Origin of the sequence: Kitasatospora sp. NBC_00374 (genome assembly GCF_041434935.1) — a bacterium.
GTDB lineage: Bacteria > Actinomycetota > Actinomycetes > Streptomycetales > Streptomycetaceae > Kitasatospora.
Genome location: NZ_CP107965.1, coordinates 142,713 through 159,931, shown reverse-complemented (window position 1 = coordinate 159,931; position 17,219 = coordinate 142,713). Strand labels below are relative to the sequence as shown.

The 17,219-nt window shown below is 70.7% G+C and carries 17 protein-coding genes; 14 read left to right on the top strand and 3 right to left on the bottom strand.

What is annotated here, in order from left to right:
* Nucleotides 1–31: 31 nt before the first annotated feature.
* From OG871_RS40245 to OG871_RS40180, 14 genes are all read left to right on the top strand, one after another.
* Nucleotides 32–757, top strand: a complete 726-nt coding sequence (locus tag OG871_RS40245; RefSeq protein WP_331727380.1) for a hypothetical protein — start codon at nucleotides 32–34, stop codon at nucleotides 755–757.
* A 15-nt stretch (nucleotides 758–772) separates the two neighbouring features.
* Nucleotides 773–1,597, top strand: a complete 825-nt coding sequence (locus OG871_RS40240; RefSeq protein WP_331727379.1) for a hypothetical protein — start codon at nucleotides 773–775, stop codon at nucleotides 1,595–1,597.
* Nucleotides 1,597–2,895 (top strand): ATPase, T2SS/T4P/T4SS family, encoded by a 1,299-nt coding sequence (locus OG871_RS40235; protein ID WP_331727378.1) that lies wholly within the window; start codon nucleotides 1,597–1,599, stop codon nucleotides 2,893–2,895. Before OG871_RS40240 ends, OG871_RS40235 begins: the two co-directional genes overlap by 1 nt.
* The gene (locus OG871_RS40230) at nucleotides 2,892–3,761 is read left to right on the top strand and encodes a type II secretion system F family protein (RefSeq protein ID WP_331727377.1); all 870 of its coding nucleotides are present in this window, start codon (nucleotides 2,892–2,894) and stop codon (nucleotides 3,759–3,761) included. Before OG871_RS40235 ends, OG871_RS40230 begins: the two co-directional genes overlap by 4 nt.
* A 38-nt stretch (nucleotides 3,762–3,799) precedes the next feature.
* Nucleotides 3,800–4,666: a type II secretion system F family protein gene (locus tag OG871_RS40225; RefSeq protein WP_371503560.1), complete on the top strand. Its 867-nt coding sequence runs from the start codon at nucleotides 3,800–3,802 to the stop codon at nucleotides 4,664–4,666.
* A 53-nt stretch (nucleotides 4,667–4,719) separates the two neighbouring features.
* A complete protein-coding gene (locus OG871_RS40220; RefSeq protein ID WP_331727373.1) occupies nucleotides 4,720–5,025 on the top strand; it encodes a hypothetical protein in 306 nt (101 codons plus the stop codon).
* Nucleotides 5,026–5,078: 53 nt separating this feature from the next.
* Entirely contained in the window at nucleotides 5,079–5,504 is a 426-nt protein-coding gene (locus OG871_RS40215) for a TadE/TadG family type IV pilus assembly protein (protein ID WP_331727372.1), read from the top strand.
* Complete coding sequence (locus OG871_RS40210; RefSeq protein ID WP_331727371.1) at nucleotides 5,494–5,919, top strand: TadE/TadG family type IV pilus assembly protein; 426 nt, start codon at nucleotides 5,494–5,496, stop codon at nucleotides 5,917–5,919. Before OG871_RS40215 ends, OG871_RS40210 begins: the two co-directional genes overlap by 11 nt.
* A complete protein-coding gene (locus OG871_RS40205) occupies nucleotides 5,916–6,368 on the top strand; it encodes a pilus assembly protein TadG-related protein (RefSeq protein WP_331727370.1) in 453 nt (150 codons plus the stop codon). Before OG871_RS40210 ends, OG871_RS40205 begins: the two co-directional genes overlap by 4 nt.
* A 37-nt stretch (nucleotides 6,369–6,405) precedes the next feature.
* Nucleotides 6,406–7,086: a hypothetical protein gene (locus OG871_RS40200; protein ID WP_331727369.1), complete on the top strand. Its 681-nt coding sequence runs from the start codon at nucleotides 6,406–6,408 to the stop codon at nucleotides 7,084–7,086.
* Nucleotides 7,062–8,063: a hypothetical protein gene (locus tag OG871_RS40195; RefSeq protein ID WP_331727367.1), complete on the top strand. Its 1,002-nt coding sequence runs from the start codon at nucleotides 7,062–7,064 to the stop codon at nucleotides 8,061–8,063. Before OG871_RS40200 ends, OG871_RS40195 begins: the two co-directional genes overlap by 25 nt.
* A 33-nt stretch (nucleotides 8,064–8,096) precedes the next feature.
* Nucleotides 8,097–11,429, top strand: coding sequence for a hypothetical protein (locus tag OG871_RS40190; protein WP_331727365.1), 3,333 nt, complete (start codon nucleotides 8,097–8,099; stop codon nucleotides 11,427–11,429).
* Nucleotides 11,430–11,520: 91 nt separating this feature from the next.
* On the top strand, nucleotides 11,521–12,291 hold the full coding sequence (locus OG871_RS40185; RefSeq protein ID WP_331727364.1) for an A24 family peptidase: 771 nt from the start codon (nucleotides 11,521–11,523) through the stop codon (nucleotides 12,289–12,291).
* Between the two features lie 450 nt (nucleotides 12,292–12,741).
* Nucleotides 12,742–13,458, top strand: coding sequence for a hypothetical protein (locus tag OG871_RS40180; RefSeq protein ID WP_331727363.1), 717 nt, complete (start codon nucleotides 12,742–12,744; stop codon nucleotides 13,456–13,458).
* Nucleotides 13,459–13,469: 11 nt separating this feature from the next.
* Here the strand turns inward: OG871_RS40180 and OG871_RS40175 are convergent, their stop codons facing one another.
* From OG871_RS40175 to OG871_RS40165, 3 genes are all read right to left on the bottom strand, one after another.
* Nucleotides 13,470–14,924, bottom strand: a complete 1,455-nt coding sequence (locus tag OG871_RS40175) for a DUF2637 domain-containing protein (protein ID WP_331727362.1) — start codon at nucleotides 14,922–14,924, stop codon at nucleotides 13,470–13,472.
* 298 nt (nucleotides 14,925–15,222) lie between these two features.
* Nucleotides 15,223–16,326: a hypothetical protein gene (locus OG871_RS40170; RefSeq protein WP_331727360.1), complete on the bottom strand. Its 1,104-nt coding sequence runs from the start codon at nucleotides 16,324–16,326 to the stop codon at nucleotides 15,223–15,225.
* Nucleotides 16,323–16,985 carry a plasmid partition protein gene (locus tag OG871_RS40165; protein ID WP_331727359.1) on the bottom strand — a complete coding sequence of 221 codons (663 nt, stop codon included), beginning with the start codon at nucleotides 16,983–16,985 and terminating at the stop codon, nucleotides 16,323–16,325. Before OG871_RS40165 ends, OG871_RS40170 begins: the two co-directional genes overlap by 4 nt.
* Between the last annotated feature and the right edge of the window lie 234 nt (nucleotides 16,986–17,219).

Here is a 17,219-nt window from a genome sequence, read left to right as displayed (position 1 = left end):
AACGTTGAGTCAAGGAACAGCTAGGCAATCCGTGCAGAACCCGGGCGCGCCCGCGCAGCGGAGCGCGCCCAGTCAGCCCGGCGGGGCGGGCGACCGACTCCCGGCCACGGTGCGCGAGCGCCGGCCCGCGATGGCGGTCCTCGCGGCGCTGCTGATCCTGGCCGGCGGCCTCGGAGGCACCGCGCTGGTCCAGCAGGCCGCGGAGAAGGTCGACGCCGTCAAGGTCACGCAGCGAATCGCTCCCGGCCAGGCCATTCCCGCCTCAGCGATCCAGCAGGTCCAGGTCGCCAAGGACACCGACGTCCCCTTCGTACGGTGGGACCAGCGCGGCGCGCTCACCAGCAAGTACTTCGCGGCCTCCGAGATCCCCGTCGGCACCCTGCTCACCGGCCCCATGCTCACCACCAAGGTCAGCGTCAGCAGCGACCAGGCCGTCGTGGGTCTCAGCCTGAAGCAAGGTCAGTTCCCGCCCGGGCTGCGCGAGGGCGACAAGATCCGGGTGCTGTGGGTCGGCAAGGACCTCGCCAAGGCCCCGGTCCCCGGTGCCACCGGCACGGGCCAGGGCGCCGCCTCCGCCAACGGGCTCTCCCTGTCCGAGGCCGCCGTGGTGCGCCAGGTTTTCAAGGCGGACACCGCCGCGCCGAGCGCGAACCTCTCCCTGTCCATCACCGTCGCCGCGGACAAGTCCGGCCCGATCGCGCAGGCCGCGTCCGCCGGCGAGGTCGCCCTGGTCCTGCTCCCCGCGGACCCCAAGTAGAAGGGACAGGGCCCCATGGCACTTATCGCCGTCGCGCACGCCAAGGGCACGCCGGGCGTCAGCACCGCCGCCCTCGCCCTCGCCGCCGTGTGGCCGCGCCGTTCCCTGTTCGCCGAGTGCGACGCTCAGGGCGGTGACCTGGTCTACCGGCACAAGTCCGCCACCGGCCAAGACCTCGACCCGCGGGTGGGCATGCTCTCCCTGGCCGTGGCCGGCCGCAACGGCATCAGCCCACAGACGGTCTGGGAGCACACCCAGCAGATCAACGGCGGCCAGGAAGTACTGCTCGGCCTGGCCAGCGCCGAGCAGGCCGGCGCCTGGCAGGGCCTTTGGCCGCTGCTCGGGCGCGCCTTCGTGGCCAACACCGAAGCCGACGTGATCGCTGACCTCGGCCGGATCGGCCCCTCCTCCCCCAATCTCGACCTGCTGCCCATGGCATCCCTGGTCGTCCTGGTCACTCGCACTTCCCCGGAGGAGATCGCCTTCACCCGCGACCGCGCCGCGGCGCTGGCCCAGCGGCTGGGGCGCACCGGCGGCGGGCCCCCGATCGGCGTCCTGCTGGTCGACCACAAGCGCCAGCACGCCAAGGTCAGCTCCGAACTCGCCCAGCTGTTCGTCCAGCAGGGCCTGCCCGTGGAAGTCCTCGGCTGCCTGCCGCTGGACCCGTCGGGTGCAGCCCAGCTGGCCGGCCGCAAGACCGGCCGGGTCGAGAAGTCCGAGCTGGTCCGCGCCTCCAAGCACATCGTGACCAACCTGCGCGGACGCTACGGCGTAGGTGTCGAACAGACCACCGCCGCGGCCGCCGCCCCGGCCCGCGCCGAAGCCCTGGGGGTGCGCTGATGGCTGTCCAGCACGAGATCGTCGCCCTGCTGCACGGCCGTGTCGGCGAGCAGCTGACCCAGGCTCAGCGGGACGACGCCCGCCAGGGCAGGGCCCAGCTGGCCCCCGAGGTGGAGCGCGAGTTCGCACGGTCCCTGATCAACAACGTCCTGCAGAGCTACAACGAGGAGCAGGCCGCCCTCGGCATCCCCGCGATGTCGCCGGAGGAGGAGCGCGAGCTCGCCGAGGCGGTGCACGCGCGGATCTACGGCGCCGGCGCGCTGCAGCCGCTGCTGGACGACGACCGGATCGAGAACATCGACATCCAGGGCGACCAGACGTTCGTGACCTACGCGGGCGGTATTCGCGAGCAGCTGCCGGCTGTGGCAGCCAGCGACGATGCCCTGATTGCGCTCGTCCAGGGGTTGGCCACGACGTCGGGCCTCAGCTCCAGGTCGTGGGACAGGGCGAATCCACAGCTGGACCTGACCCTGCCCGACGGCTCCCGGCTGTCGGCCGTCATGGAGGTGTCGAAGCGTCCGGCGCTGTCCATCCGCCGCGCCCGGCTCGGGAAGGTCTTCCTGGAGGACCTGGTGAAGTTCGGGTCGCTCACCGAGGAGGCCGCCTCGATGCTGCGGGCGGCCGTCCTGGCTCGCAAGAACATCATGATCGGCGGGGCCACGGACGCCGGGAAGACCACCATGCTCCGGGCGCTGGCCAACGTGATCCCGAAGGAGGAGCGGCTCATCACGGTGGAGCGGGCGCTGGAGCTCGGGTTGGACGAGTTCCCCGAGCTGCACCCGAACATCCTCGTGCTGGAAGAGCGGCTGCCCAACTCCGAGGGCCTGGGCACCGTGACGATGGCCGAACTGGTCCAGCGCTCGCTGCGGCAGAATCCGGACCGGGTGATCGTCGGTGAGGTGCTCGGCCCCGAGGTCGTCACCATGCTCAACGCCATGTCGCAAGGCAACGACGGCTCCCTCTCGACCATTCACGCCCGCTCCAGCGAGGCGGTGTTCCGCCGGCTGGCCACCTACGCCCGGCAGGCGGCCGAGCAGTTCGATACCGAGACCACGGCCATGCTCATCGAGGACGCTCTCGACTTCGTGATCTTCCTGGGCAAGGTGAAGAATCCCGTCACCGGCGTGAAGGAACGCCGCCTCGTCAGCGTCCGCGAGGTCAACGGCCGCGACGGCCACGTGCTGTCCAGCGAGGTGTTCAAGATCGACTCGTTCGGGGAGCTGCGGCCGGCCGCCGTCATCACCTGCCTGGACGAGCTCGCCGAGTTCGGCTACTACCCGAGCGGGGACTTCCAGTGAGTCCCGACATCCTCAACCCCACCACCCTTCTCGCGATCCTGGCCGGGCTCGGCGTCGGCGGCGGCATCGCCCTGCTCGTGGCCTCCCTGGTCGGCTGGCCCCGCAAGGAGCACAGCGGCCCCACCACCTCGGCCCGGTTCATCGCCTTCGCCCGCAGGCGCGGCGCGGCTGCGGTCATCGCCGCCCTGGTCGTCCTCGCCGTCACCCGCTGGCCCGTCGCCGCCCTGGCCGCAGCGGCTTTGGCCCTGTTCTGGAACAAGCTGTTCGGCGGGGCCAAGGAGGAGAAGGCCGCGATGGAGCGCGTCGAGGCCCTGGCCGGCTGGACGGAGAGCCTGCGCGACACCATGGCGGGCGCTGTCGGCCTGGAAAGCGCCATCCAGTCCTCCATCGACGCCGCCTCCCCCGCACTGCGTCCGCATGTCGCCGCCCTGGTCAACCGGCTGCGCGCCCGGACCCCGTTCCCGATCGCGCTCGATCTGCTGGCCGAGGACCTTGACGACGGGTCAGCCGACATCGTGATCATCGCGCTGAAGGAGAACTCCCGCCAGCGCGGCCCCGGCCTGGCCAAGGCACTGACCGGACTGGCCGAACTCGCCCGCAAGGAAGCGGACATGCGGCGCGACATCATGGCGCAGCGCTCCGGTACCCGCCGCAGCGTGAAGATCGTCGTCACGGTCTGCGTCGTCTTCCCGCTCGGTATGGCCCTGTTCAACCCGGCCTACGTCGTGGCTTACCAGTCTCTTCAGGGGCAGGGGGTGCTGACGGTGGTCCTCGCGTTCTTCGCTGCCGGCCTGGCCTGGCTGCGGCACCTGTCCATCGTCCCGGCAGGTGCCCGCCTGCTGGCCCCTGCTGGAGGTGCCCGGTGATCGGTCCTCTTCTCGCTGGCGCCGTATGCGGCCTGGGGGTGTACCTGCTGATCCGCGCGCTCGTGCCGAGCCGTCCGGGGTCGGTGGCCACCGTCGCCCGGATCGACGCGCTGCGCATCACCTCCAGCGGGCCTGCTCCTGCGCCGACCGTCCTGAACGGAGCCCAGGACAGGGCGCTGGCCGCGCTCGGGCCGAAGGTGGCGGCGTTCTACGCCAAGCAGGGCTGGCGGCTGGCACGGCTTCGCCCTGACCTGGCGCTGGTGGAGAAGCCGATGGAGACCTTCTTGGCTCAGAAGGTGTTGTATTCGGCGGCCGGGCTGCTGCTGGGCCCGCTGCTCGCGGTGGTGTTGTGGCTGGTCGGGGTGACCAGCAGCATGCTCGCCCCGATGTGGCTGACCCTGCTGCTCGTCGCCGGGTGCTTCTTCGCTCCTGACCTGGAGGTGCGCAGCCAGGCGAAGGAGAAGCGGCGTGAGTTCACGCGGATGGTGTCGGTGTACTTGACGCTGGTCCACCTGAGTCTGTCGGCTGGCGCCGGCCTTCCGGAGGCCATGAAGGCGACGGCGGAGTCCTCCGATGCCTGGCCGATGCGGCGCATCCGCTGGGCGCTGGAGGAGGCCCGGGTGAAGAACCTGCCGTACTGGACGGCGCCCGGCCGCTTGGGCGAGGAGATCGGCGTTCCCGAGCTGGTCGAGTTCACCTCTACCGTCCGCCTCGTCGCCCAGGACGGTGCGAAGGTCCGCACGTCGCTGGAGAGCCGCGCGCAGACCCTGCGCAACCGGGAGCTGGCCGAGATGCAGGGCGCGGCCGCCGCGAAGTCGCAGTCGATGCTCGTCGCCCAGCTGTTGCTCTGCTTCGGGTTCTTGATCTTCCTGATCTATCCGGCGCTGACGCTCATCAACCTCTGATCTTTCCGAATCAGCTATCCCACAGATTTCCAACCGAACGAGGGGAACCGAACATGTCCACCACCGTCATCAACCCGGCTGGCAGCTTCGGCGTGCGCGAGCGTGCGCTGCTGTTCGCCGTCACCGCCGTTGCCGCTGTCGCCGGTGTACGCGACGCGGCGTTCAGCCGGATCGACAAGGCCCGTAACCGTGAGGAGGGCGGCTACACCGCCGTCGAGCTGATCCTGATCACCGCTGCGGTGATCGTCGTGGTCGGTATCGCGGTCGTGGCCATCAAGGCGGCGGTGACCACCAAGTCCACCAGCGTCGGGACCTGCATCACCGGCGCCGACACCACCCAGAACGGCGGCTGCAACTGATCTGCCGCTGAGTACGTGAGCCGAGCTGGACGACGGAGAAGGGGAATCGAGCGGTGGAACGAGTCAGGGCCCGGGTCGCGGCGCGGCTGCGTGGCGACCGGGGGACCAGCACGGTCGAATTCATGATCATCACGCCGCTGCTGTTCCTGCTGCTGCTCTCCGTCGTCCAGTTCGGCCTGTACTACTTCGCCAGCACCGTGAGCGAGGCGGCCGCCCAGGCCGGTGCTCGCAAGGCCCGGGCCACCGCGGACGACAACCCCGGTTCCTGGCAAAACATGGCGAGCACCACCGCCCAGAACCGGATCAGTACGCTCGGGCCGGCGCTGGTCAACGGCGCGAGCGTCTTCCCGTTCCAGGACGGCGACCAGGTCGGCGTCACCGTGACCGGCCGGGTGGTCAAGGTGGTGCCGTTCCTGAACCTGACGGTCACGGCGAAGTCCGTCGGCCCCATCGAGAGGTTCGTGCCCGATGCCGGCTGACACGATCCGCAGGCGTCTGGGCAGCGACGCGGGGATCTCCACCGTCGAATTGGTGCTGATCGCTCCCGTTCTGATGCTCTTCGTCCTGCTGCTGATCGGCTTGGGCCAGATCGTCAACTCCCGGGCTTCCCTTGAGGGAACGGCCCGGGACGCGGCGCGGGCCGGCGCCCTGCAGCGCGACTACTGGTCTGCGCTGTCCGCTGCGACCAGCACCGCGAACAAGGACGCTGCCCGCGTGTGCGCGGGCGGCACCGTCCAGGTGTCGGCGGGCGGCGACTTCCGGCCGGGCGGGCTGTTCACCGTCACCCTGTCCTGCCGGGTCAAGGGCGTGGCCCTCTCGAAGCTCCCGGTGGCCGGCGACATCCGGGCCACCTCCACCGCCCCCTTGGACGTCTATCGGAGGGTGGTCCAGTGACCGAGTTGGTGATCCGGCGGCTGCGCCGTGCGCGCGAGCGGGGTGCGGAGCGCGGCTCCGGCGCCCTGGCGCTGATCCTCGCGGCGATGCTGTTCCTGGTAATGGCGGGATTCGTCATCGACACCGGCCGGGCCATCCACGAGCGGGAGAAGGCCGCCGACGTCGCCGAGCAGGCCGCCCGGTTCGCCGCGAACCAGATCAGCGCCGCTGACTTGCGCAACGGGCAGGTGGTCATCGACGTTGCCGGGTGCACCGGCCACGTCCAGGACTTCGTGCGCGCCAGCGGCATCTCCGGTGGTGATGTCGGAGCCGCCCGGTGCAGTGCGGCCGGCGGCAACCAGGTCACCGTCGAGGTCCGTCTCACCTACACCCCCCTGCTGCTGCCCGCCTTCAACGGGGGGCTGACGGTGTGGGGGCGAGCAACTGCCCAGGCCGTACAGGAACAATGACCCTCTGATGGCCATTCAGGGGTTGGGAGAACACCGCATGCTGAGCACGAAGAAGACCACCAAGCTGATCGCGTCCGCCGTGGCGGCCGCCGCCGTGATCGCGGGCGCCGCCGGCTGTAGCTCGGACGGCAAGAAGGCTGGCGGGGACATCACCGGGGCGCAGAGCACCTCGCCGACCGCTTCCGCGAGCGCCTCGGCCTCGCCGACGCCGACGTCGGCCCCGGGCGCGCCGGCCATCACCCTGCCCGCAGACGTCGCTGTCGACATCCAGTTCAAGGCCGGTGACGACCCGGTCAAGAAGCAGGCTGCCGACGGACTGACCTACGCGCTGCGGGCCTTCACCGAGGCCGCCGCCACCGGCGACATCAACCGGCCGGGCATGGTCTACGCCTTCACGGGCACTGCCGGCGCGTACATGAACCAGGCTCTCACCCAGCTCAACTCGCGTGGCCAGACGATTACCGGGACGGACCGGTACTACGCGCTGACCGTGGACTTGAAGGACCCGAAGACCGCGGTGACCGCGTACTGCGAGGACCAGAGCAAGTCCTTCGCGAAGGACAAGGCCAGCGGCAAGGTCCTTACCACCACGCCGAGCATCAACGACTACACGGACTGGACGACCGCCCTGACGCTGTCCGACAAGGGCGTCTGGCAGGTGTCGTCCACGCAGGCGGAGAAGGGATCGACGCGGTGCCAGAGCGCAAGCACAAGCTGACCAGGGTCCTCACGGTGGCCGCCGCGGCATTCGCCGTGGCGGCCACCGCCATGCCCCCGGCCCAGGCGGACTGGGGTACCGGCTGGGGTGGCGGCACCCCCACGATCGGCTCGATCGAATCGCACGTCGAGATCCGGGTGAGCGAGTCCGGCAAGGACGGCAAGCACCTCACGTCGGTTGGCGTGAACTACGACCCGCCCGCCTGCTGGTACGAGCCGGCTTACACCCCCGAGAGTTTCGACGCCGCCTTCCAGCAGGTGCTGGCCGGTCTGTCCGGGGCGATGGGCGCCGAGGCAAAACGCCAGTACGACGCGCTGAAGGCCGACGGCGACTTCCACCGCGGCCAGAGCGGCCAGTGGTGGGGCATGGTCAAGACCAAGAAGGCCTGGGACCTCCCGACCACCGCGCCGTGCACCCAGCAGCCGGGCATCGTCTGGGTTCCCACCGGCAACCCGCCGCCGGGGATGCTCGCGGTCACGCCGCTGATGCTGAGCAAGCTGGCGTACGGCGCCACCAAGCTGCCGCCGCCGAGCGTGAAGCTCTCCCCCAACCCGGACAAGCAGACGGTGAACCTGCCGACGTACGTCTCGTTCGAGCAGCCGATCCAGCCGGTGTCCGTGACCGCGTCCCTGAACTACCTGGGGGTGAGCGTGGCGGCGTCCACTCTCGCGGTGCCGGTGTCCCTGAGCATCGACGCGGGCACCAGCGACGCCTCCCCGGCCATGTGCACCTACCCGTTCACCAAGACCGGGAACGGCTACCAGGTCGACTCCTCCAGTGCCGGCTGCAACATCACCTACCAGCGTTCCAGCCGAGGGTCGACCTACCCGCTCACGGCGAAGGTGACGTGGAAGGTGACGTGGACGCCGTCGACGAACCCGAACGCACAACCCGCCAACCCGTTGCCCGACGGAGTGACCGGCGGCGTTCCCCAGGACGTGATCGTCCGGGAGATCCAGACGATCGTCACCCAGTAGCCGGACCTCACCGGCCCGACAGGAAGACTCCAGATGGCAAAGACACGGATTAAGGCGCCCGGCGGCGCCCGGTCCCGCACGGCTGGTGACGTGCTCGGGGCCCTGGTGGCCGGCTTGCTCCTCGCCGCGCTGCTGGCCGGAATCCCCTACGGTCTGGTCGAGTTCGTCGGCTGGCCGCTGCCCGGCGAGGTGCCGTCGCTGGACGCGCTGGGCGAGATGCTGCAGAACAGCGTCTCCGTCAACGTCTTCATGGACGTCCTGGCCGTGCTGGTGTGGCTGCTCTGGGCGCAGTTCCTGGTGTGCGTGGCGGTAGAGGTCCGCGCGGTCGTCTCAGGCGTGGACATCCACCTTCCGGCGGCCGGGGCCTCCCAGGCGCTCGCCCGCAAGCTAGTCACCATGCTGCTGCTGGTGGGCGCCGGAACGCTGACTGCGACCCAGGTGGCGTCAGCGGCCTCCCTCCCCCAGCACACCCCCGTCCCGCTGCCCGCGCAGGTCACCGCGAGCGCGCAGGCTGTCCCCGGCGCGGCCGTGCAGGCAGCTGTCAGCGAGGCCGCGCCAGCGGCGGCGGGGCCGCTCTACACGGTCCAGGCCGACGGCAGCGGCCACCACGAGACGCTGTGGGACATCGCGCAGCGGCACCTGGGCGACGGCCGGCGCTTCGGCGAGATCTTCGACCTCAACAAGGGCCGTCTGCAGCCCGATGGCACCACGATGACGGAGCCGGGCCTGCTGCGCGCCGGGTGGCAGCTGGTTCTGCCGGCCGACGCCAAGGACGTCCCCGGTGCTGCGGCATCCACGGCTCCGGCCGCCCCTGCCGCCGCCGCTACAGCGGGCGGGGAGCGCACCGTCACCGTGGCGGAGGGCGACACCCTCTCCGCGATCGCCGAGCACGAGCTCGGATCCGCCGACGCCTTCCCCCAGCTGCTGGAGGCCACCCGGAACGTCGAGCAGCCCGGCGGCCGCCACCTGACCGACCCTGACAAGCTGTTCCCGGGCGACAAGATCGTGATCCCGGCCCGTGCGCAGGCCCCCGCACAGCCCTCCCCCGCGCCGGACACCGCCGTGCCGTCCCAGCCGAACCAGCCCGCCGAAACCGCCACCCCGGCGGCTCCCGAGGCCGCTGCGCCGGTGCCCCCGGCACCGGTCAGCCCCGCGCCCGCATCCCCGCAGGCAACGACCCCAGCCCCCACCACACCGGCACCGACCGAGGCGCCCGCATCCCCCGCTCCGGCACCGGCACCGGCACAGCAGAGCCAGGCCCCGGCCACCGCTCCCGCGACGGACGCCCCGGCTCAGGAATCGGACTCCTCCCTGGTCTCCATCCAGCAGGTCGCAGGGGCCGGCGCACTGCTGGGTGCGGGATGGCTCGGCGTCCTCGCCTGGCGCCGCCGCGAGCAGCAGAACGCCCGCCGCCCCGGCGAGACGATCGCACTGCCGGAGACCACCAGCCAGGCCGAGCAGGTCCTCGACCGGACCTCGTCCCCGGCCAGCGTCGAGCTCCTCGACCTCTCGCTGCGCACCCTCTCCGCGCGCAACCCCGACGCCCTGCCGGTCGTCCACGGTGCGAAGGTCGCTGCCGACCGCGTCGAGATCCTGGTCGACGACCCGGACGCCGAGGCCCTGTCGCCGTTCACCGACCGTCCCGGCGGCTGGTGGGGCGTTCGGGCCGACCGCGCCGACCTGATGACCGCCGAGGAGGCGCAGGACGTCCCGGCGCCGTACCCGGGCCTGTCCACCATCGGGGCGGCCGCCGACGGCACCCACATCCTGGCGAACCTCCCGCAGGCCGGAGTGCTCCTGCTGGACGGCACCGAGGAGCAGGTCCGCGAGGTCGCGCGGGGGATCGCCATGGAGGCGGGCACCGCCGCGTGGGGCGGCCACGTCGAGGTCCGGACCTGTGGGTTCGGTCTGGAGCTGCAGCAGCTGCTGCCAGCCTGCCGGGTGATGTACACCCCGAGCCTGAAGGCGGCGACCGCCGACCTGGCCCGGGTCTGGATCGAGGGCCACCAGGCCGAGCACGAGGGCGGAGAGCAGCCGCTGCCGTGGATGGTGATCTCCTCCGCCAAGGCGAGCGCCGAGGACTTGTACGAGTTCGCCGACCTGGTCGGCAAGGCACGCGGGCACCGGGTCGCCGCGGTGCTCCCGGCGGCCGGCGCGATCGACTTCTTCCCGGACGCGCAGGTGCTGGACGCCTCGCTGACGGAGCCTCAGCTGCTGGAGCCGCTGGGCGTCGAGGTCATCCTGCAGCGGGTCACTGACGAGGCGTACCGCCAGCTGACCTCCGCCGTCGCCCTGACCACCGAGGCGGCCAACGCGGCCGGCGGGGTGTGGGCGCAGCTGCCGGACCCCGACCGGGTGAGCGTACTCACCGCGCCAGTGCCGGTGGCGGCACCCAGTCACCTGTCCGTCGTCAAGGACCACCAGGAGGAGCCTGTGTCCAACGGGGAGGGCCGTGAGGCGCAGGCCGAGGCGTCCGGCACCGGTGCCGACGGGCCCGCCGATGTGGCCACCGTGCCTGCGGACGTGCCGGCCGTGTCGCCGGAGCAGGCACCGGCTCCCGCGAAGGCCCGGATCGACGTCGTCCGGGAGCCCGGGCCCGAGGGCGGGCAGGCGGAGGCCACCGCGCCCGAACTGCAGGTCCTGGGCCCGCTGCGGATCGCCGGGATCGGCAACGCCAGCGTCCAGCCGAAGCTGGTGCTGCTGGCTGCGTACCTGATGTTCCGCAACGAGCGGGACCTGGGCAGCATCGGCGACGCGATGAACCCGGTGACGCCGTGGGGGCCGAAGCTGGTGGCGGAGGAGATGTCCCGGCTGCGGTCCCGGCTCGGCCTGGACGCCAACGGCGAGCCGCACGTGCGGCCCAAGCCGCGCGGCGTGGCGATGTACTCCCTCAGCGACGAGATCACCTCGGACTGGGCGAACTTCGTCTACCTCGCCGAGCGCGGCATCCCGAAGGGCCCGGCCGGCGTCCGGGACCTGGAGGCCGCGCTGTCCCTGGTCCGAGGCAGGCCGTTCGCGGGGATCGCTGACCATTCCTGGGCGGCGCCGCTGGGCCAGACGATGATCAGCCGGATCGTCGACACGGCGGCGCGGGTCGCGGAGCTGCGCACCAGCGACGAGGTCCTGGACATCGACGCTGCCCGCGCGGCGATCGGCAAGGGCTTGAACGTCGAGCCGAGCGCCGAGCAGCTCTACCGTGCGTGGATGCGGATCGAGCACCGTGCCGGGAACCCGGCGGCGGTGCGCGAGGTGATCGCCCGGGTCCGCAAGATGGCGTCGGACTGGCAGTTCTCCACTTTGCAGCCTGAGACGTTGGCCTTGATCCAGCGCTTGACCGCTGCCCGGGAGACCGCCAGCGGCGTGTAGTCCACCGTTCCCGAGGCAGGGCCCGGCCGTCCCCGGCCGGGCCCTGCCTCGTCTTCAGCTCACTTCACCCACTCACTCGAAGGACCTGGTCATGCCCCACTCCCCCGCCGTGGTCGTCGTCGCCCTGCTGCTGGCCGCAGCCGTCGGTGCCCTCGTTCTGCGTCCGGCGGCGTTCGCCTTCACCCGCCCTGAGGGCACGCCCGTGCCCGAGGTCGGCTGCCCCGACTGCGGCAGCCGCCTGCTGGGCCGCGGTGCCGTTCCCGGGGCATACCGGGTCCTGGTGCTGCGCAGGTGCTGTGTCGCCTGCCGGTCGAGCGGCCCGGGGGGCATGCGGCGGCTTGGTCCGCCGCCGCTGGTGCCCGAGGTCCTGGCGGCTGCCGGTACCGCCGCGATGCTGGCCGGCGGGGCCAGCGGCGTGGTCCTGGTGGTCCAGCTATGGCTGGTCGCCGTCGGGGTGGTGCTGTTGATCACGGACTTCGCGGAGCACCGGCTGCCCAACCGGCTGACCGCGCTGGCGGCCGGTGGAGTCGGGGTGCTGCTTCTGGGGGCGGCGCTCACGGGGAGCGGCTGGGGGGCGTTGGTTCGCGCGGTGGTGGCGGCCGTCGCGGTCGGCGGCTGGTTCTTCGTGCTGGCGTTGTTCGGCCAAGGCCTCGGAGACGCGAAACTGGCTCCCTCCTACGCCGCCCTCCTGGGGTGGCAGAGCTGGATCGGCCCGTTCTACGGCCTGCTCCTGGCCTGCGCGCTGGGGGTGGCCCAGTGGGTCGTGATGAAGGTGGCGTTCGGCGCGACGAGGAAGACCGAGCTCGCGCTCGGCCCTGCCCTTGTCGTTGGGACGCTGTCCGTGTCAGCCCTGCTCGGCTGAGCACCCAGGCGTGCACCGCGTGGTGCGGCCGCCTCATGTCGGACGCCGGGTCCCGGTCGGTGCACCCTTCTCGGGCGCTCTTCGTCCACCTGCCCCGGATCTTCACCGCCGCGCTGGTGGTCGCCAGCCGCTCGCGCGCCATCGCCGTGCTCCAGGGGCTTCGCCCAGAACGATTCCCCCGACGGCCGGCCGGTGCCCCGTGCAGGTCGATCGGCGCAGCATCGGCCACAGCGAAGGGTTCATCAAGGCCCCAACCCGGCCCCGAGCATCTTGGCCGTCGTGCCCGTTGGCTTCCAAGTACTGCTCGATCGGCCCCAGGTCGATCCGGATCCCCCCGATCGGATCATTGGCGCAATGTGCCGAGGGTGTCCCCGTCCATCCAGGGTGGTTTCGTCGACGAAAGTCGGCGAAGGCCTGACGGGTGGCGCTGCCCGGCGGGAGGATCGGTCCATGGCAGACACCGTGGAACAGCAGCACGCCGACGCTGGGCTGCTGCCGGCCGACCCGGCCGGACTGCGCCTGTCCCTCAGCGTGGAGTACTGGCCGGCGGGCCCTGGCGGCCGCGGGTTCGAGGAATGGTCACTGCTGGTGCGCAACGAGCGGCTCCAGCCGGGGCAGCGGCCGAGCCGGACCGCTTTCGGCGTCGAGTTGGAGTACGTGGCGCGAGTAGGGCTCGTTCGGGTTCCCCTGCTCCGAGGCACGATCACCCAGGACGATTACGACGCCCTGGTCGGCCGGGCCGGCGAACCAGCGCTCGACCAGGACGTCCGCACGGCCGTGGCTGAGCAGGTCTTCACCCGCCGGGACGGACAGCGGCGCCTGGCGCCGGAGGTCCGGGCCAGCCTGGCGAAGGGGCCGCGCACCGACCTCGGCGACCTGCTGCTCCTGGACCACTTCTCGGTCTCCGCCGACTGGGCGGTCCAGGACCTCGACCTTCTGCTGCTGGGCGAAGCGGTCACCCGGGCCGCCGAGGCTGGGCCGTGCTTCGTGGCCACCGCTCCGTCGCTGCTGCGCAGCTCCCCCGGCTCTCAGCACACGACCGCTCTGCTGCACCGTGCCGGGTTCCGACCGATGGCCGGGCTCACGATGGTGGCCTTGGGCTCAGGGATGCCGCGGCTCGCCTGCCCGGGTGAGCCCACCCGGGCCTGGCGGTTGCGCAGCATCTAGCCCCGCCGACTTCACACGAGCGAATCCTCCAGGCCGACCAGGCTCGGCTGGCTCGACTCGGCCGGCACCGGGTACCGCTCGACCAGGTGAGGGTAGTAGCGACGGACGGATTCCGGGCTGACCGGACCTGTCTTTGCCTTGTTGCTCTTGAATCCCTTGAGGTGGAGCCACTCAGGCAGTTCCGTCCACTGCTCGGGATGCCTACCGAACGTCTTGACGAACGCCTCAAAGCCCGGCTCCCATCCCTTCGGGATTCGCAGCGGGGTGCTCTGCTGGCCGGTGACTGAACTCGTCACCATGTCCCTCGGCTCGGGATCCTCGCTGTCGAAGTCGTCATCGTCGTCATCGTCGGCCGCCGACTGCAGGTTCTCGCTCTGCGTGGCGGCCCAAGCACCTTCGTCCCGCGCAGAGTCCATGCGCAGAAGACCTGCATCAGCGGCGCGGGGGTCAGGGAAGTGCGCAATGTCGGTCAGCAGGCCAGCTGGTGTCGCCTCGCTCTGCGCAATCCCCTGGTCATCGCCATTGACCTGCGGATACGTCACTTCCGATTGCGCGGCGGCGGGCTGCGCAATCTCCAGTTCGGCCGACTGCGCAGCGCCACTCTGCGCAAGATCGTCCTGCGCAAGCGTGTCGTCGGTGTTCTGCGCAAGGGCCTTGCGCTGCGCAATCCCGGCGGGCTGGGGCTGCGCAGAGACCGGGGCTTCGGGGCTGGCTGCGGTGCCGGCGCGGGCGGCCCGCTCGTTGTGGGCGAGGAGGCGGCTGAGCAGCTCGGTGTCGACGCCGGCGGCGGCCAGGCCGGACTCGTAGGTGACTTCCATGGGCACGCCGAGGTCTGCGAGCTGCAGCGGCAGGTAGGCCGCGGCCGGCAGACCCTTGGCCTTGCGGCGCTTACGCGGCTTCGAGTCCTCGATGAGGACCTTGTAGGTCAGGCGGGCCTGCTCGCCGCGGATCGCCTCGCCGACGCTGCGGATCTCCCAGAGGTGCATGCGCCGCCACAGCCGCCAGGTCTGCCCGGGTGCCAGCACCCACCGCATCAGGCGGATCTTCTCGATCGACCGGTCGGAGCTGAGCTGCGCCAGCCGCGCGACAGCGTGGCGGGCGGCTTCCGAGATGATGATGAAGAGGACCGGGATCACCGCGTGCATGCCCACGCCGAGCGGGTCCGGCCAGGACGCGGCCGCGTTGAAGGCGATGGTGGCGACCGTGAGTAGCCACGCGGTGGGGCGGACGAGCGGGAAGGGGATGCGCAGCCAGGTGAGAACGAGGTCGAGGGTCAGGAGGACGAGGATCCCGGCGTCGACTCCGATGGGGAAGATCTGCGCGAAGGCGCCCATGCCCTTGCGGAAGGCCACGTCCCGTACGGCGAGGTAGGACCCGCCGAGGCCGATCGCGGCGATGAAGACCGCGCCGACGGCGACGAAGCCGATCAGCCACCAGTGGACCGGTCGCAGGACGGGTCGGGTCACGGAATCCCCCTTGCTCACGTACTCATCTCAAGGGGTCACTGTTTCATGTGGGTCGGCCGTAGTCACAAGCCATATCGGGTGGACAGCTTCACGGCCCATCGCGTGGAGCATTTGGATACTCAACGCCACACTTCTGCCACCTACGGTGATCGGCAGGTCTCGGGGCCTGCCTGGTGGCGCGCGGTGCCGGCCCCTGCGTGGTCACCCAAATTTGGGTGACTGCCCGAATCGAGGTCTTTGAATGTTGAAGGCCCGGCGGTTGCCGGGCCTTCAAGTCACCCAAATTTGGGTGGTCGGATCAGAGGAGGGCCTCAGCCCTCTCGGCGATGTGCCGGGCAGCTTCGGCGATCGCCTTCAGAGTGGCGGGTGTCGCTGTGTGGAGGTCCTCGTTGATCGTGGTGGAGGCCGCCTGCAACGACGCCAAGAGAGCTGCGGCGCGTTCGTCGTCGACGATTTCGCCCTCGATCGTCTCCTGATCGGGTGCGGCGGTTGGTAGATCCGGCCGGTCCCCTGCGGGGGCGGCGCCGCCAGCCAGGTTCTCACCCGAGCCGGCGGCCGCTGTGTTGGCGGGTTCCGGAGAGCCGACAGCCGGGGCAGGCGTCGGCATGTCACCCAAATTTGGGTGATCCGGCGTTGCCGAAGCAGCAGCCGGCGTTGCCGCTTGCGTCGGTCGCGTCGGCTCGATCGCTCGGATCGCTGCACCGAACTGGGCTACCGGCAGTGGATCCGCTGCCTTCGAGAATCGCTCCACCATGGATGTGAGAGCCGCGGCGGTGACCCGCTGTTGGTTCGTGTCGGCGAAGGCGCGGAGCTTGGCGTAGGCGTCCGCGATGGCGTTCTCGTCAGCCGTCTTGGTCAGCGGTAGGAGCGCCCGCACATGGGAGGCCGGGACCGCCCGCTTCGTGGTGTAGGCGGCGCTGATCGCGGCGGCCAGTGGCCATTCCAGGATCTGCCGGTTGACGTCCGTCTCCGACTCGCCAATCTCGGTCACGCAGTACTCGGCCCAGGTTCGGCCACCGGCACGGTACAGCCGCCCTTCCCTGATGGCGTGGGCGGCCTTGCCCTTCATCCACTGGGCCTCGGAGGCGTGATCGAAGGCTCGCTCACACAACGCCAGGTCGTGCAGCTCCAGCGGGCTCAGATCGCCCGTTGCTTCGACCCGCCGGGGTTCGGGGATCAGATCGGGGGTGAGCGGCTGAGGCCGGCTTGGGCGCTCCACCCGGTGATCGGCGTCGGCCTGTGCGGGGACGACCAGGTCGCCTGTTCCGCCTTGGCCCGTCGGCGCGTCGGGGGTGCTGGTCGCGGCGGCCTGCTCCTTGGCGCGCTCTGCGTCCGCTGCCTGCTGGCGTCGACGCTGCTCGCGCTCCCGGGCACGCTTTTCCATGTTCTGCGTGTGGCTCACGACAGGATTCCCCTCTGCTCCAGCTCCAGCACGACCGCCTCGAACCCCGCGAAGGGCCCAGTCATACGCTCCGGCAGGGGGAATCCGATGGCCTGCGCCAGCTTCTCGTTCCTCGGGATGGTGGCCGTGAGGACGTCCCAGCCCTCGGCCGTCATCTCCTTGCGGTAGTTCTTGACCGAGGAGGCGTTGGCGACGGTCCGGTTCATGAGGACGACTGCCGGCGGGGGTGTTCCGTCTTCCCGAAGCGGAGCGCACCGCTTGATCATGTCCGCGATGGTGGTCTTGTCGACCGGCTCGACGATCCGCTCGAAGTCGCCTGACGTGGGCGCCATGTGCAGGATGACAAGATCTGCCACGCGGAGCACCGAGTCGGTGATGTCGGGGTGGTTCTCGGTGTGGCCGCAGTCAACGACCCCGATCACATCGCTGGCCAGCTCGTACTCACGGTGGAACCGCGCGGAGGCCAGGGCGTCAACAGGGAAGTCGAACTCGGCGGTCTGCGCCCACTGCCAGAACTGCTTGGAGTGATCGGCGTCGAAGCCTTTGACCAACCGCCCATTGGGGGCCGTCTTCGACTTTGTCGTCCTGAGAGCGCGCGCGAGGAGTCCCGAATCGGTTGTCTTGCCGCCGGTTCTGGGGGAGACGTTGGCGATGAGCATGGGATGACAGTAGCGGCGAGGCCTGCCGAGCCTTGTGGCCGGGCCGAAGATTCTTTGGCTTTTCGACCTTTCCGTCCAGATTTGAGGCCACCCGAGTCACCCAAATTTGGGTGACTCGGGTCCGACCCCCGCTGCCAGGTGGTACCTGCCCCGCGCTCACCGGTACGGAATAGCTCCGCGGCGGGTCGAACCCCGCCCCGCCGGGTGGCCCTCGTAGGACTTCCTGTCGGCTGG